The 15,318-nt window shown below is 50.2% G+C and carries 14 protein-coding genes and 1 pseudogene; 4 read left to right on the forward strand and 11 right to left on the reverse strand.

The window, feature by feature from the left end; translation table 11 throughout:
* The first annotated feature begins 106 nt into the window (after positions 1 to 106).
* The 3 genes and pseudogenes from kamA (at position 107) to ICC18_RS24215 (ending at position 2,555) form a co-directional block, all read left to right on the forward strand.
* Positions 107 to 1,489, forward strand: a complete 1,383-nt coding sequence (gene kamA, locus ICC18_RS24205; protein WP_188177027.1) for a lysine 2,3-aminomutase — start codon at positions 107 to 109, stop codon at positions 1,487 to 1,489.
* Positions 1,490 to 1,563: 74 nt separating this feature from the next.
* Positions 1,564 to 2,037, forward strand: a pseudogene (locus ICC18_RS24210) (ATP-binding protein); the annotation flags it as partial.
* A 155-nt stretch (positions 2,038 to 2,192) separates the two neighbouring features.
* Positions 2,193 to 2,555: a nuclear transport factor 2 family protein gene (locus ICC18_RS24215; protein WP_188177029.1), complete on the forward strand. Its 363-nt coding sequence runs from the start codon at positions 2,193 to 2,195 to the stop codon at positions 2,553 to 2,555.
* 57 nt (positions 2,556 to 2,612) lie between these two features.
* Here the strand turns inward: ICC18_RS24215 and ICC18_RS24220 are convergent, their stop codons facing one another.
* The 7 genes from ICC18_RS24220 to ICC18_RS24250 are packed head-to-tail and all read right to left on the reverse strand — an operon-like array spanning position 2,613 to position 9,748.
* Positions 2,613 to 4,034, reverse strand: coding sequence for an aldehyde dehydrogenase family protein (locus ICC18_RS24220; protein WP_188177030.1), 1,422 nt, complete (start codon positions 4,032 to 4,034; stop codon positions 2,613 to 2,615).
* Between the two features lie 21 nt (positions 4,035 to 4,055).
* Complete coding sequence (gene gabT / locus ICC18_RS24225; protein ID WP_188177031.1) at positions 4,056 to 5,423, reverse strand: 4-aminobutyrate--2-oxoglutarate transaminase; 1,368 nt, start codon at positions 5,421 to 5,423, stop codon at positions 4,056 to 4,058.
* Positions 5,404 to 6,723, reverse strand: coding sequence for a peptidase (locus tag ICC18_RS24230; protein WP_376745664.1), 1,320 nt, complete (start codon positions 6,721 to 6,723; stop codon positions 5,404 to 5,406). The genes gabT and ICC18_RS24230 overlap by 20 nt, the downstream gene beginning before the upstream one ends.
* A 19-nt stretch (positions 6,724 to 6,742) precedes the next feature.
* Positions 6,743 to 7,405, reverse strand: a complete 663-nt coding sequence (locus ICC18_RS24235) for a 3-oxoacid CoA-transferase subunit B (protein WP_188177032.1) — start codon at positions 7,403 to 7,405, stop codon at positions 6,743 to 6,745.
* Entirely contained in the window at positions 7,372 to 8,100 is a 729-nt protein-coding gene (locus ICC18_RS24240; RefSeq protein ID WP_188177033.1) for a CoA transferase subunit A, read from the reverse strand. The genes ICC18_RS24235 and ICC18_RS24240 overlap by 34 nt, the downstream gene beginning before the upstream one ends.
* Positions 8,097 to 9,452 carry an aspartate aminotransferase family protein gene (locus tag ICC18_RS24245; protein WP_188177034.1) on the reverse strand — a complete coding sequence of 452 codons (1,356 nt, stop codon included), beginning with the start codon at positions 9,450 to 9,452 and terminating at the stop codon, positions 8,097 to 8,099. The genes ICC18_RS24240 and ICC18_RS24245 overlap by 4 nt, the downstream gene beginning before the upstream one ends.
* A gap of 32 nt (positions 9,453 to 9,484) precedes the next feature.
* Positions 9,485 to 9,748: a YokU family protein gene (locus ICC18_RS24250; protein WP_188177035.1), complete on the reverse strand. Its 264-nt coding sequence runs from the start codon at positions 9,746 to 9,748 to the stop codon at positions 9,485 to 9,487.
* 280 nt (positions 9,749 to 10,028) lie between these two features.
* Here ICC18_RS24250 and ablB point away from each other — a divergent pair, with 280 nt between their 5' ends.
* Positions 10,029 to 10,886, forward strand: a complete 858-nt coding sequence (gene ablB / locus ICC18_RS24255) for a putative beta-lysine N-acetyltransferase (RefSeq protein ID WP_188177036.1) — start codon at positions 10,029 to 10,031, stop codon at positions 10,884 to 10,886.
* 1 nt (position 10,887) lies between these two features.
* On the opposite strand, the gene rpoN is transcribed toward ablB, so the two are convergent.
* From rpoN to ICC18_RS24275, 4 genes are all read right to left on the reverse strand, one after another.
* Positions 10,888 to 12,216 carry an RNA polymerase factor sigma-54 gene (gene rpoN / locus ICC18_RS24260; protein WP_188177037.1) on the reverse strand — a complete coding sequence of 443 codons (1,329 nt, stop codon included), beginning with the start codon at positions 12,214 to 12,216 and terminating at the stop codon, positions 10,888 to 10,890.
* Between the two features lie 321 nt (positions 12,217 to 12,537).
* Positions 12,538 to 13,278 (reverse strand): stalk domain-containing protein, encoded by a 741-nt coding sequence (locus ICC18_RS24265; protein WP_188177038.1) that lies wholly within the window; start codon positions 13,276 to 13,278, stop codon positions 12,538 to 12,540.
* 467 nt (positions 13,279 to 13,745) lie between these two features.
* On the reverse strand, positions 13,746 to 13,940 hold the full coding sequence (locus ICC18_RS24270; protein WP_188177039.1) for a DUF3934 family protein: 195 nt from the start codon (positions 13,938 to 13,940) through the stop codon (positions 13,746 to 13,748).
* A gap of 160 nt (positions 13,941 to 14,100) precedes the next feature.
* The gene (locus ICC18_RS24275) at positions 14,101 to 15,306 is read right to left on the reverse strand and encodes a DNA-binding protein (protein WP_188177040.1); all 1,206 of its coding nucleotides are present in this window, start codon (positions 15,304 to 15,306) and stop codon (positions 14,101 to 14,103) included.
* Positions 15,307 to 15,318: the final 12 nt, after the last annotated feature.

The following is a 15,318-nucleotide window of genomic DNA, read 5'->3' on the forward strand; positions in this document are numbered from 1 at the left end:
GCATTTAGGCTCCTGCAGGAGCCTTTTTATTTTGGGTTCCGATAAAATCTTGGCACGCTTTTTGCTACCAAATAAGGAAGAAGACATCATTACTGGAGGTGCAAGTATGGAACTACGTCACTGGAAGCAGGTTGAGCTATGGAAGGACGTAACTGATGAGCAGTGGAACGATTGGCTTTGGCAGCTAACGCACACCATTCGCACCTTGGACGATTTGAAAAAGGTCGTGAATCTGACTCCGGAGGAAGAAGAGGGGGTTCGTATCTCAACGCAAACGATACCTTTGAACATCACACCTTACTACGCATCTTTGATGAATCCGAACGACCCTCGCTGTCCGATCCGCATGCAGTCGGTTCCCGTATCCGCCGAATTGTTGAAAACCAAATATGATTTAGAGGATCCCCTCTACGAGGACGAGGATTCCCCTACCCCCGGGTTAACTCACCGTTACCCTGACCGGGTGTTGTTTTTGGTGACGAATCAATGCTCGATGTACTGCAGATACTGCACACGGCGCCGTTTCTCCGGCCAGGTCGGCATGGGGGTGCCGAAAAAACAGTTGGATGACGCGATCGCTTATATTCGAAATACGCCGGAAGTACGCGACGTTCTGCTCTCCGGTGGGGATGGATTATTAATTAACGACAACATTTTGGAGTATATTCTGAAAAATTTGCGGGCGATTCCCCACGTCGAGATCATTCGCATCGGTACAAGGGCGCCCGTCGTTTTCCCACAGCGAATCACTGAAAATTTATGCAGCATCATCAGAAAGTATCATCCGGTTTGGCTGAATACTCATTTTAACCATCCTCTGGAAATGACAGAGGAAGCGAGAAAAGCCTGCGCCATGCTGGCGGACACCGGAGTTCCTTTAGGCAATCAGTCGGTCATTCTGGCCGGCATCAACGACAGCACCTATATCATGAAAAAGCTCATGCATGAACTTGTGAAAATGCGCGTTCGTCCTTACTATATTTATCAATGCGATCTGTCCGAAGGCATCGGCCATTTCCGGGCACCGATTTCCAAAGGTCTGGAAATTATCGAGTCGCTGCGCGGCCACACATCCGGGTATGCGGTACCGACCTTCGTCGTTGATGCCCCTGGAGGTGGCGGAAAAATTGCGCTGCAGCCCAACTATTTGATCTCGCAAAGCCAGGATAAAGTCATTCTGCGCAATTATGAAGGCGTCATCGTCGGTTACCCCGAGCCTCAAAACTATGTGCCGGACCGCGCAGACGAATATTTCAACGAAGTCTACGGTATCGACAAACAACCTGAAAGTACCGGCATTATTGCCCTCATGAAAGATGAGAAATTCAATCTGGTGCCGGAAAATTTGCGCCGGATCGGCAGGAGAAAACTTTATCAGGAAACGCCGGAACACGCGTCCCTTAAGGATCGCCGACAAAAGAGGGACGAGATGAAAGGGAAATTGATGAAGGCTCAGCAGAAGGAGAGCGTTCCAAAAGAGGATAACTAGCATGAAAAAACCGTCAGGGAAAGTACACCTGACGGTTTAATTTTACAATAAATAAAGAATAACAAGTACTCAAAGTGCTAATCGGATATAACCCTTGGTGGAATACTGGACAAGTTCCAAAAGAATTTACGCGTCCTGTAAAAAGATTAGGATTCTATGAAGCTCGAAAAATTTTTAACCATCCTTCTATTCGTAGAAAAATCATCCTGTCTGGTCCTAGAAGAGTCGGGAAAACTACGATTATGTACCAAATGATCGAAGAGCAGCTAAAAAGTTCAGCTTCAAAATCTATTATTTATGTTTCATTTGACCACCCCATGCTAAAACTTTGTGATACCGGGCAAATTCTTGAAGTTTTTCAAAATAACATTGCATCTGAACATGACCAAGTATATTTGTTTTTTGATGAGATCCAATATGCTTCCGAATGGGATGCTTGGTTAAAGATGCTTTATGACCAGCACCCCAATTATAAAATTATGGCCACAGGCTCTGCCAGCCCTATATTGGCTGCAAAAGCAACTGAAAGCGGTGTAGGTCGCTGGACTCAAATTCGGATTCCCTTTAGACAGCAAGGAATACGAGAACACAACGTCGAATAAGAAAAATATGCCGGTCGCCTCTTGCCTCTTTACTGTAAATGAGACAAACACCAGTCTTCGCCAAACATCTTTTCCTTTCTAAAAGAACGGGAGGTTTTTTTGTGGATGAAACCATAATTATTGCTTGTGAAGAACGTCTTCGGACAGCAATGCTATCCAGCAATGTAGAAGTGTTAGAGGAACTAATTGCTGACGACCTTATCTTCGTCAATCATTTCGGACAAATTTTATCAAAAGAAACAGATATTGAAGCTCACCGTTCAGGAAACTTGAAAATTACTGGAATTGATATTTTGGACCAAAGAATTAGACTCTTTGATATGTTAGCCGTAACCGTTACACGAGTGAATTTAACTGGTACATTCGGAACTCCATTTGAAGGCGAGTTCTGTTACACTCGTGTTTGGCAGTGTCGTATCGGGAAATGGCAAATTGTCTCGGGTCATTGTAGTTCCGTAGCGTGATGCTTCAGTCATTGCTCCTTCACAGGCAATCATAATCAGCTCCCTAGAGCCTTTCTTTTATTTTTTAAAACAAACCAGCTTCATCTCCGTCAATTCCCGGATCGCGTACTTCACGCCTTCGCGCCCGGTCCCGCTTTCCTTCACGCCTCCATACGGCATATGGTCCACGCGGAAGGTGGGAATATCATTAATCATGACTCCGCCTACCTCCAAGGCCTCTGCAGCGGCAAACGCCGTTCGAAGGTCCGGTGTATAAATGCCCGCTTGCAGTCCATATCGGGAGTCATTGACAAATCGTATCGCTTCATCTATCGTCGAAACTTTATTAATCATAACAATCGGGGCAAATACTTCTTGGCACGAAATTTTGGATTCCGGATGTACATAAAGCAATACGGTAGGATGAACGATATTGCCGTCTCTTCGGTTGCCGGTCGCGACCACGGCGCCAAGTTTCTCAGATTCAGCAATCCATTGCAAAGAACGCTCGGCGTCGCGAAGGCCGATTAAGGCAGACACATCGGTCTGGGGATCCAACGGATCGCCTAATACTAATTTCTCGGTCTGCGCGACGAATTTCCGGACAAATTCATCGAATAGCCGCTCATGCACATAAATACGCTGCAGCGAGATGCAAACCTGCCCCGCAAAGGAAAAAGCCCCTGTCACCGCCCTTGTCATCATGGCATCATCCAACTCGACCCCTTGATCCACAATTAACGCGGAATTGGATCCTAACTCCAAAGTTACCTTCTTTAAGCCTGCTTTATTACGAATCGCGATCCCTACTTCCGGACTTCCCGTGAAGGTCACGGCCTTAATCCGTTCATCAGTGACCAGGCAGTCCCCGATCACACCGCCGCTGCCTGTCACCACGTTGAGCGCTCCCGCCGGAAGACCCGACTGCTGCAAAAGCTCCGCCAAAAACAATGCGGTTAAAGGCGTTTGGCCGGCAGGCTTCAACACAATGGTGTTGCCCGCAGCGAGGGCAGGGCCTACCTTGTGCGCAACCAGGTTCATCGGAAAGTTAAATGGCGTGATGGCCGCTACGACCCCCAAGGGTTGGTGAACCGTATACGCTACACGTCCCTCGCCACCCGGTGCAGCGTCCATCGGAATCGTTTCGCCATGAATCCGCTTCGCCTCTTCGGCGGCAAACTTGTAGGTCGCGATCGTTCTTTCTACCTCGATCCTTGCCGTTTTCAACGGTTTGGCCGCTTCGAGTGCGATCAGGCGAGCACATTCTTCCGCCTTGTCCCGGATCTTAGACGCCAGCCTTTCCAATATCGCAGCACGTTCATGTGCCGGCATGCTGGCCATCGCCGGCCTTGCCTGTTCCGCGGCCTTAATGGCGCGATGAACTTCCGCTTTATCTGCATACGCGACTTCCGCGATTTGCTCGCCGCTGTACGGGGAAAATAGAGGACGGTACTCGCCCGCTTCCACCCAATCTCCCCCGATAAATAGATGCTTCCTCATGCAACTCCCTCCTAAACCTAATTATGAACGAACATCTTCGTTTAGGCACGCCCTTATTGCCTGTTCCAGTACATCCAGGCCTTCGGCCAGCTGCTCATTCGTGATCACCAGCGGGCTCAGCAACCGAATCACGTTGCTATACAATCCCGCCCCCATCACGATCACGCCGTGCTGATGCGCTTCCTGCAGAATCCGGGTCGTCAGCTCCTTATCCGGTTCTTTGGTCACCGGATCCTTCACCAGCTCAATCGCGCTCATCGCTCCCAAAGTGCGGACGTCTCCGATGCGGTCGCCGTATTCCTGCTTCAAACGGAGGAACCGTTCGCTAACCGCTGACCCGATCGATACCGCCCGCTCCGCCAACCGGTCCTCCTCCAGCATGTCGATAACTTTGAGGGCGGCTACGCAGCCGAGCGGACTCCCGCCGTATGTTCCCCCAATTTCGCCCACGCCAGGTGCATCCATAATCTCCGCCCGGCCCGTTACCGCGCTAATCGGGAGCCCGGCGGCAATCGATTTGGACATCGTCATCAGATCCGGCACGACTCCATAGTGCTCTACGGCGAAGTTGCGTCCTGTCCGGCCGAACCCGGTTTGCACTTCATCGGCAATGAACAAAATGCCGTATTTCTCGCACACCGCTTTCACGCCTTGGACAAACCGGACGGACGGGATCACGAAGCCCCCTTCGCCTTGAACCGGCTCCATAATGATAGCAGCGACTTCTTCGCCTGGAACCTCCACCAAAAAGAAGTCTTCGAATTTTTGCAATAGCTGATCGTCCACCTCATCTTGCGACATGCCGAAAGGAGCACGGTAGTAGTAAGGGTACGGCATTTTATAGGTGTCAGGCGCAAAAGGACCGAAGCCGTTTTTGTACGGCTTTACCTTGCTTGTTAACGACATCGCCATATAGGTTCTGCCGTGAAATCCGCGCTCGAAGGAAATCACCGCTCTTCTCCCCGTATATTTACGAGCGATTTTCACCGCATTTTCTACAGCCTCCGCGCCGCTATTCAAGAAGAACGTCTTCTTTTGATGATCCCCCGGGGTCATCCGATTGAGCTTTTCGGCCAATGCGACGTACGGTTCATACATCATTACGTGAAAGCAGGGATGCAGGTATTGATCCAGCTGTGCTTTGATCGCCTCCACCACTTTCGGCGGACAATGGCCGACATTCAAGGAGCCGATTGCACCTGCAAAATCAATAAATATATTCCCGTCGACATCGGTCAGCAGCGCCCCCTCCCCCTTGGCGGCAAAAGTGGGAACCGTATTGAACGGTCCTCTCGGAATATTCGCCATTCGTCTCTCCAGCAGCAGCTGTGCCTGAGGTCCCGGTACGGCGGTCTTCATATCAATGAATTTATTCGCTTGCCGGCTCATCGTTCAACACCTCCGTTCCATCCAGACCGCACCAGTGAATCAAGGTCAATGCGATCATCTCCGCAGCTTCAAACATATGATCGAGCACTATATGCTCGTTGGGATAATGAGCGACATGCGTGAGGCCCGGGCCGAAAACGATGCACGGCGTTTCACCCAGCAACGTCAGCAAGCCGCCATCTGTCCCCCATGGCGAAGCTTCAATGACAGGTTCCTCTCGCCTAACCTCCCGGTACTGCTGCCCCAGAATCCCCATCAAGGCATGCTCCGGATCGACGCTGCCCGGAACCCATCTTGCGCCGAACCATTCCACCGCAGCCGGATGCTCTTCAAACCAAGGGTCCTTTTCCGCCAGCCGCTCCATCCACCGGATCATTTCCTCTTTGGCCTCTTCCAGCTTTTCTTCCGGCGCAACGCCCATTCTCCCTTCCAGCTTAACGGTATCGGGTACGGACGAAGGCCAGTTCCCGCCCTGAATGACTCCGATATTTATCGGGATCGGAATGGGGTTATGTGCATATAACGGATCGACTACCCTCGCATTTCGCAGTTCCTCAAGCTCCCGGATATGCTGCACCACGGCCATGCTTTTCTCGATCGCGCTGACCCCTTCATACCGGGTTCCGCCATGAGCCGAGCGGCCTGTGACCTCAATGCGGAACCACATGGACCCCTGCTGCTTCGGAAAAATCCGCAGATTGGTCGGTTCCGGAATAAGCGCCGCATCAGCCTTATATCCTTTCAAGATCGTGGCCAGCGTGCCCGCTCCGCCGCTTTCCTCCTCAATGACGCTTTGCACGATAACGTCGCCCTTCAGCTTAATCCCAAGCCCGCGAATCGCTTCGACAGCCAGCAGCGAGGAAACGACTCCGCCTTTCATATCCGTCGCTCCGCGCCCAAACAACTTCCCGTTCTCCACTTTGCCACTGTAGGGATCATCCCGCCACTGCTCGCGGGTTCCTTCCGGAACGACATCCATATGACCATTGAGGATGATGGAGCGCCCCCCTCCGGAACCTTTCATGACCCCAACAACATTGGGACTGCCTGCGAACCGGCTCCGGGGAGAATAAAAAAACGGATGCGCTTCGAGCACCTCCCCATCCGGCTCCCACCAATCCACATCCAGCCCCATCCCGCGCAATTTATCGGCAATGAGAACCTGCACCTCCTGCTCATTGCCTTGCGTACTGGGGATCCTGACCATGCTTTGCAGCAATCGGGTTCCTTCTTCCCGATGAAGCTGTATCCACTGATGAACGTGCTTACTCAGCAATTCGGCGTTCAGATCGGCTGCCACAAGATTCCCTCCTTCAGGTTTATGAAAGGTAAGCTATTTGCTCCGGGATGATTAAAGTTGCTTCGGTATGACCGACAACATCCTCGACCGTGTACGGGGACATGATTTCTTTTAAAATCAGCCCTTGCTCCCCTACCTCCATCACGGCCATCTCGGTAATGATCAAATCGACACAGGCCCGCGCCGTCAGCGGTAAATCACATTGTTTCTTCACCTTCGATTCCCCTTGCCGGTTCACATGATTCATCAGAACGATCACTTTTTTCGCTTTTTGCGCGAGTTCCATCGCCCCTCCGATGCCTGCAACCCGCTTGCCCGGTACGATCCAATTGGCTAAATCCCCGCATTCACTGACCTCTAGCGCCCCAAGTATCGTTACGTCAATACATCCCCTGCGAATCATGGCAAAAGCTATGGAGCTGTCGCAATAGGAAGCGCCATCTACAATGGTGACCGGGTAACCCCCAGCGTTGCAGAGAAAAGCATCTTCTTCACCCGTTGCCGGGGCTCCGCCTGCGCCCAAAATCCCATTTTCGGCATGAAAAATAACTTCAACGCCATCAGGCACATAATCCGCAACCTTGGTCGGGATGCCAATTCCCAGATTGACGACCATACCGTCCGATAACTCCTGAGCAGCCCGCTTCGCTATTCGGTCGCGGTTTTCTTTTCCCATACCCATTCCCAATTCACCCCTTTGCCCAGGATCACCATATCGACGAAAATGCCCGGCGTGACAATGCATTCGGGGTCGAGCCCGCCGAGCGGGACAATCTCATCGGCTTCCACAATCGTAATTTGACCGGCCATGGCAACCAAGGGATTCAAATTCCTGCCGCTTTTATCGTAGACCAGATTGCCCAAAGGGTCAGCTTGTTTCGCATGCACAATGGCAACGTCAGCCTGTAAAGCCGATTCCACCAAATACGTCGTATCCCCGATCGAAACCGTTGCTTTGCCCTGCTCCATGATGGTGCCGACGCCGACATCGACCAGAACCCCCCCAAGGCCGACGCCGCCCGCCCGGATTTTTTCAGCCAGCGTACCTTGCGGGTAAAATTCCACCTCCATGGTACCTTCTTCCATCCTTTGACCGGCAAAAGGGTTCGAGCCTATATGGGAGGCAATAACCTTCTTGACCCGGCCTGCAGTAACTAACCGTCCAATGCCGATATGCGGGAAACCTGTATCATTCCCGATGATCGTTAGATCTTTGACCCCCTTCTGCATAATGCCCTCGATGATCGTCGGTGGCGTACCAATGCCGCCGAATCCGCCATACATCAACGTGCAACCGTCTGTAATGACTTGAAGCGCCTCGTCCAAACTTCTAATTTTCCCCACTCTCACTTCATCCGCTTTCCCATGTGGCCTCATCCAATCTCCCCCCATTCATACCCGGTAACCTCTTGCATGACTTCTCGAACCGTTTCTTCCAGCATGCTCACAAGCAGGTCGATTTCTTCTTCCGTTATCGTGAGCGGCGGGGCCACAATGATGGCATCTCCTGCCCCGTCCACCCCGCCTGCAGCCGGGTAAACGAGAAGGCCCTTTTGAAAAGCTCTTTCAATAACCCTGGAAGTAACACCTAACCCGGGTGGAAACGTTAGCTTGTTAGACCGGTCGGAGACAAATTCCATGGCCAAAAGAAGTCCAATGCCCCGCACATCGCCGATCATCTCAATTTGTTCAGCCATTTGACGCAACCGGGCCAGCAAATAGCTGCCCTTCTCCTCGGCCGCAAGGACGAGCTGATGTTTGTCTATATAATCGAGCACCGCCAGAGATACCGCCGCCGATTGCGGGTTGGCGCTGTACGTATGACCGGACATAATGCTTTTGGAGCCCTGCAAAATAGGTTCCATCACATGATCTTTAACCAGTGCAGCAGCCATCGGGGTATATCCGGCGCTCATCCCTTTGCCCAGTGCCATCAGATCCGGTTCGACGTCAAAGTGCTCCATACCGAACATGGCTCCCGTACGGGCAATACCGGTCATCACCTCATCGGCGATGAATAAGATCTCATGACGTTCGCAAATCTCCTTGATCTTCTTGTAATAGCCTTCGGGCGGCACAACGGCGCCGCCTGCAGCGCCAATGATCGGCTCCGCAATGAATGCCGCGATATGTTCGGCCCCGATCCGCTTGATGGCAGTATCCAAATCATCCGCGCAAGCCAGCTTACACTCCGGGTAAGTTTTGTTCAACGGACACCGGTAGCAATAAGGTGGCACGACGACCGGGAAGTCCTCCAATAACGGAATAAATCGTCTTCTTCTCAGTACATGGCCAGACATCGAAAGCGCGCCCATTGTAATCCCGTGATAGCTCATCCGTCGTGAGATCACCCTATTTTTGCCAAGTCGTCCCTTCTCCTGCCAATGCTGAATGGCAACCTTCATCGCCGTCTCCGTCGCTTCCGATCCGCTGTTCACGAAGAAAGCCCAGTAATCGTGACCGGGCGCCAAGTCGCTCAGCTTCTTCGCCAGCTTTTCGGCCGGTTCGCTTGTAAACTGGGAACGGTATACAAAAGAAACCTTGTTCGCCTGCTCCAGCATCGCATCGATGATCTCTTGAGCCCCATGCCCGATACTCACGGTCACCGCGCCGGATGAGGCGTCCAAATAAGCTTTGCCCTGATCATCGTACAAAAAAACGCCTTTTCCATATTCGATAGTCGGATAATAGTGATCCAATACCGGTTTGATTAAATGCTCCCGCTCCATAAGGCACCCCCGGAGATCCGCACAGGTACGGTTTATTTCAGAAAAATGTTCTTGATCCGCGGAGCTTTCATCAGCTCTTCATAACGAAACACAGATCCAAGCACGGACACGTCATGCCAATACAGCGCCTCTTCGACTTGCTGCGAGATGCCTTCGGTTACATAGATGCCGCAGCCCGCACACTCAAGCGCAGGGACTTCCATAATCTTCACCGCCGATTTGCCGTCCGGCATGATCCAGTAGCAATCTTTCACACTTTCCCGAATATCTTCCGTTTCACACCAAATGCAATTCATATGCGTCCTCCCTCTTTCATATGGGTATAGAACATTCTTGCGCCTACTTCATTACTATGCAAAATGGATGCCAACTTTTCGTGGAAGGCCTCCAACCTTCCGTCCTAGTCGTTCAGTACCTGCAAGCCGCCAGCGATTTTGCAGTGCCTATTTTTTTGCGGCAAAATATTAGATTTATACCGAATGACCGTTTGTGACACAGATCTCGTCAACGATTTGAAGCTGGCACCATTATTGCATATAGCTGACTTAGGGGAGAAAGGGAAAAGGAGGATGCCGGATGTCGAATGATTTGCCCTATTATACGAATCAGGTCGAGAAAGGCAGTGATTATACGGTAAGCTTCTGCCTTGATTTCTTTAACAAAAGATTGAGGGTGGATGATTACATGGGAAATGTTGATGCCATCTTCAGGAGAATCGCTGAAATTGCCGAAACCAATGCGATAACCAAAGTGTTTATCAAATCGAGAGAAGAGGATTGGCAGGCCTTTTTATCGAAAGGCTGGATGTTGGAGGGGATTTATAAAGGATATTTTCGCGGCTGCGACGCTTTCTGCATGGCTTACTATTTGGACCTTGAACGCCGGACTAGCGATTATTGGATGGAGGAGGATCACATTCTTAAGCAGGTACTCGCTCTCCCCCTCAAGTCCGATCGGCCCGCGGTACCGGCTAATTGCACCATGCGAATCGCCCGTGTAGAGGATGCTGAGAAGCTCGCCGCCTTATACGAGCAAATCTTTCAAACCTACCCGACACCGATGAACGATCCCGGCTATGTCGAAAAAGTCATGCGGGAGGGAACGATTTTTTATCTCATAGAATCGCCTGATGAACTGGTCAGCGCCGCCTCTGCGGAGATCAATGCGACCTACGGCAATGCAGAAATGACCGACTGCGCCACCCTCCCCTCCTACCGGAATCAGGGACTCATGAGATTGCTTGTGCATGCTTTGGAAGATGAATTGCTCGCGCGAAATATCACCTGTGCTTATTCGTTATCCCGAGCCCTTTCCTTAGGCATGAATGCGGTTTTCTACCAGATGGGGTACGGCTATTACGGCAGACTTACGAAAAATTGCGATATCTATGATAAATTCGAGGATATGAACCTGTGGGTCAAAAAACTGAAATGAACTATATTCGCTTCCGTCTCACCGATGAAGAAATGCCTAGCTCCTCCCGGTATTTCGTTACCGTTCGACGGGAAATCTGAATGCCTTCCTGCCTCATCAGGTCGGCCAATTTTTGATCGGAGTAAGGGTTCCCGTGGTTCTCCCCGCTGACCCACTCCTTGATTCTCGCTTTTACATGTTCCGAGGATGCCGAATCTCCATGGTCCGTCTGCAAGCCGGAGGGGAAAAAGAACTTCAGCTCAAAAACGCCCCACGGCGTTTGCGCATATTTGCCGGCCGTCGCCCGGCTAACCGTTGATTCATGCATACTCAATTTGTCGGCAATCTGCCTGAGCGTCATCGGTTTGAGCTGCTCCGTCGCTCCTTTCCGAAAAAAATCGATCTGCTCTTCCACAATCGCCTGTGTAACACGAAATATGGTCAATCGCCGCTGCTCCATACACTTCACGAAAAATTTCGCCGAACTTAATTTATCCAAAAGAAACTTGCGCGCTTCTTTATCCGCCATGCTCTCCTTAGCCATTCGTTCGTAAGCACCATTAACCAATAGGCGGGGCGAAGCTGCGTCGTGATTCAACACCATGAACTGTTCGCCCGTCTTTTCAATGATCACGTCCGGAATGATATATCTGATTTCTTCCGTTTGGAATGCTGCACCGGGGCGGGGATTCAATCCCTTGATCACATCGATCGCAGACTGAATCTCCTGAGAAGGCGCTTGCAAGATCACCGACAATTTATGAACGCGATAATCGGCAACATCTTGAAGATGCCTGTCAATTAATAAGGAGACCAATGGAGAGCATTCCGGCAATTGCCTAACCTGCAGCAGCAGGCATTCCTTCAAATCTCTTGCTCCCACGCCGACCGGTTCAAAGCCCTGCAGTATCCTTAGGGCCTGTTCCACTTGATCAGACTCTTCCCGAAGCATATTGACAATTTCGTTTATAGAGAGGCCGAGATATCCCTTGTTGTCCAGATTCCCGATCATAAACGCAACAATCCTGCGAACCGAAACCGCGATTTCTCTGACAAAACCTAATTGCTCCTTTAAATGCCCTTCCAAGGAAGCATCATGCCTTGCGGTGTTTTGCAGCGGATCATAATCCGGGGCGCTTGTACCGGTACCGCTATTCGTTTGGCGATAAGCACGATATGCATCCCATTCGTTATCGGCGTATTCCAATACAGGATTCTTTTCTATCTCCTGCCGGACTGCATCCAGCAATTCCGTCGATGAGAACTGAAGAATCTTGACCGCTTGCCGCAATTGCGGCGTCATGTGCATTTTCAATGCTTGCTGTTGGAACATACCGTATCCCGGGCGCATAGGTATCACCTCTTTATGGATTTATTCATACTTATTCGAGATGGAGAGCTTTTTGTCATTCTTGGGAAATAAAAAAGACAAAAACCCGAATGACAGAACTTGTCACCCGGGGCTAAGGTAAATACTTATTCCATTATTTCAGTTCCGTGATGAACCTGTTTACTTCGCCAATCGGCGTTTCACGGTTTCATATCTTTGATGGAAATTTACTGGTTTTTTGGCGTTTAGAATCGTTTCAGCATGAGCGTCGTGGAAACCCTCTCATACAATGAATAAGCCCAATATCGCTTTATCTGCGCAAGCGATATCGGGCTTTTCAACCTATTTGACGATGATTTTCCCTTTCATCGATTGGGGATGCGGCGCACAGTAATACGTATACTCCCCTGGTTCGGAAATAACTACTGTCGCGGACTCACCTTTTGCAAGAAGCGGCGTCTTGAAGGTTCCGTTATCGGCAACCGCATTGTGCTTCACGCTGTCTTGGTTCGTGAAAACGATTTTCGAACCCGCTTCTACCGTAATATCGCCATTTTTAAAGGCAAAGCCGCTAATTTCAATATTGTAGGTCTTGACTTCACCTTTCGTTGAAACGGGTTTATCGGTTGAGCCGTTTACAAGATTGACTGTTCGAGTGGACTCCTCATATAGTACGGAGATCCCGAACACTTCGGCAAGAAATCGCGAATGCACAAAAGTAGAATCGTTGATCAGCTGCGCGGGCCCAACCATGCTTACTTTTACACCGTTAACTACGGCTTCGGAAGACCCGATTTTCAGTTCCACGGTTTTACCTTCTTTTTTCACCGTTACAGTTCTAGTAGCTTCATCATACCCCACCTCTGAACCAATTCCTTCAGCAAATGCGCGATAAGGTACAAAGAGGGAGTTATTAATCAGGTAAGACTCGTCCAACTTAAGCGGATTTCCGTTTAGCGTTAATTTCATGTCGGACTTTACCTGTTGCTGCATTCCGGCCTCATGCTCATGCGCCCATGCGGGTGCTGCCCCGAATAACATGATTCCTAATCCTAACGATACCAAAAGCCGTTTCTTGCTCATCTCAAATCCTCCTCGTTGATTTCACAGATATCTATTCTCTCTAGTAAACGTAACAAATGAGAAATCGGTTCACAAGAAAATGAGTAAGTAATTGTTACCTTGCGATAAACCTTACATACAAATACCCAACAACCACCGCAGCACAAACCAACTTCTTCAATAACCCAAGCGGTATATGTGTAACTTTAAACTTACCTTTATCCCAACTGGTAATACCTTCGTTTACTAACTTCGTTTGCGCATTGATTAAACATAAAAATGAAACTAAGGGAATCCCTATCCCCATACCGCGGATGAGAACTTTGAAACTCCGATTATTCAATGCTTGTTGGATGAATTCGACACAAACTTACATAAACCTTCCAGCAAATCCTTGATGGCATGACGTTTCATGAATCTAAATAAAGGACAAAGCAAAACCTTCCAAGTAACGCATTGGAAGGTTTTTTTCTGTAATCATTTATGAATTACTGGTTTTTTCCTATCGCAGATTCAGGTTTATCGCTTTTATCGCTGCTGGAGGCCGCTACGCCATCCCCTTTTTTAGTACCTTTACTTTTATAAGGTTTTGGAGCGCTCTTTGCTCTGTTGGCACTCGCTTGCCATCTGTTCCATCCCTTTTTATCCGTTCCTCGACCTGTTCCACCTTTACCCTTAGCCATATTATCACTCCATTATCACTTGGTTATTTAACCAGTATGATGAAATATACAACGTTACATTCAATATGTACAGAAAAAAGCTCAATGCTTTGAAAAAAATAAACCCTGCCAGCTCGATTTGAAGCTGACAGAGTTTATTTACCCTTTAGAGGCGGACTACCTAGTTTGGCGCGCCGTATGAGCCGGTGCTGAATGTGCTCCGGTCCCACCACTTATAGCCGGCTGCAGGGGCCGACCATGGTTCGAATTGCGGCTCTACCGTTTGCTGCGGAATTTCATTTTCGTTGCCAGAGGTGATGATCGGTGTAGGTTGGTCGAGTACTAATCCCTGGACTTCGCTCAAATCCGTATAGTTTTCTTTCTTGCCCAACCAGTGAATCAGATTGATTAAAAGAACTTTATCGTCTTGTTCTTTATACCCGTCATACGTGGTCTTGTTCGAGCCGTTTTCTTCCCGTTTATACTTCGGCGTTATATCTTCGACCGGAGAGGAGTCGCCGATAAATCCGGCTTTGCCTAGTCCAACCTTGGCGACGGCGACGTACGGTCCCTCCGCAACCCCGCCGCCGGCGTACACGCCTTTATCCACGGCGTTGCCCCACTTGGCGTTGGTTGTCGGCACGTAGACGATCCCTTTGGCTTTTGTAGGATCGGTAATCAGCACCGTCGAGCCGGCATGCATCGCGACCGTAGATACCCCTCGCGTAATCCCGAAGGCCTGCTCCGGCTTGACAATCTGACTCGCTGTAATATCACCCAGCGCGTTATAACGGAAGCGGACGCCGAAGTTCTCGGCCAGCCAATCGGTACTGGTCACGCCTTGCATGGCGGCCGATGCCGCTTCTTCCGTGGACATGCCTTTCGCCGGATTCGTCCATGCGCCACGGCGGAAGCCGTTGAAAGCTTCGGAGGAATCCCAGCGGTTCTTATTGCGGTCGGCATTGTAATGATCGGCGATGAAGAAGATGCTGCCGCCCTTTTGTACATATTCAAGCATAGCTGCCTGCTCTGTGGTTTTGTAAGGAATATTCGCCTCTGGAATGACAAAGACGTCATAATCCTTCAGGTCATTGTAAGTGAGCGCCGTCGTCTGGCGGAGCTCCTTCACGTAGTAGCCCGCATCGGCAATCCCGTTGGCAAAATCCGAGAAGCCCCCGTCGATGACCCAGTCCGCCGCTCCCGCGGTTTGACCGTGCGTGTTATCGAACAGCACCTTCTTGCCGTTCACCGCTCCTCTCGCATCGTAATAGGGTGCCGGGTCCGTAGGACCCTCCGCCATGACGGCGGAGGTAACGGAAACGGACATGGATACGGTTAATGCTGCGGAGAGCAACGATTTTATCCATCTGTTACTTGTCATAAACATGGATTCAACTCC

It is taken from the genome of Paenibacillus sedimenti (assembly GCF_014534655.1).
Classification (GTDB): Bacteria; Bacillota; Bacilli; order Paenibacillales; family NBRC-103111; genus Paenibacillus_E; species Paenibacillus_E sedimenti.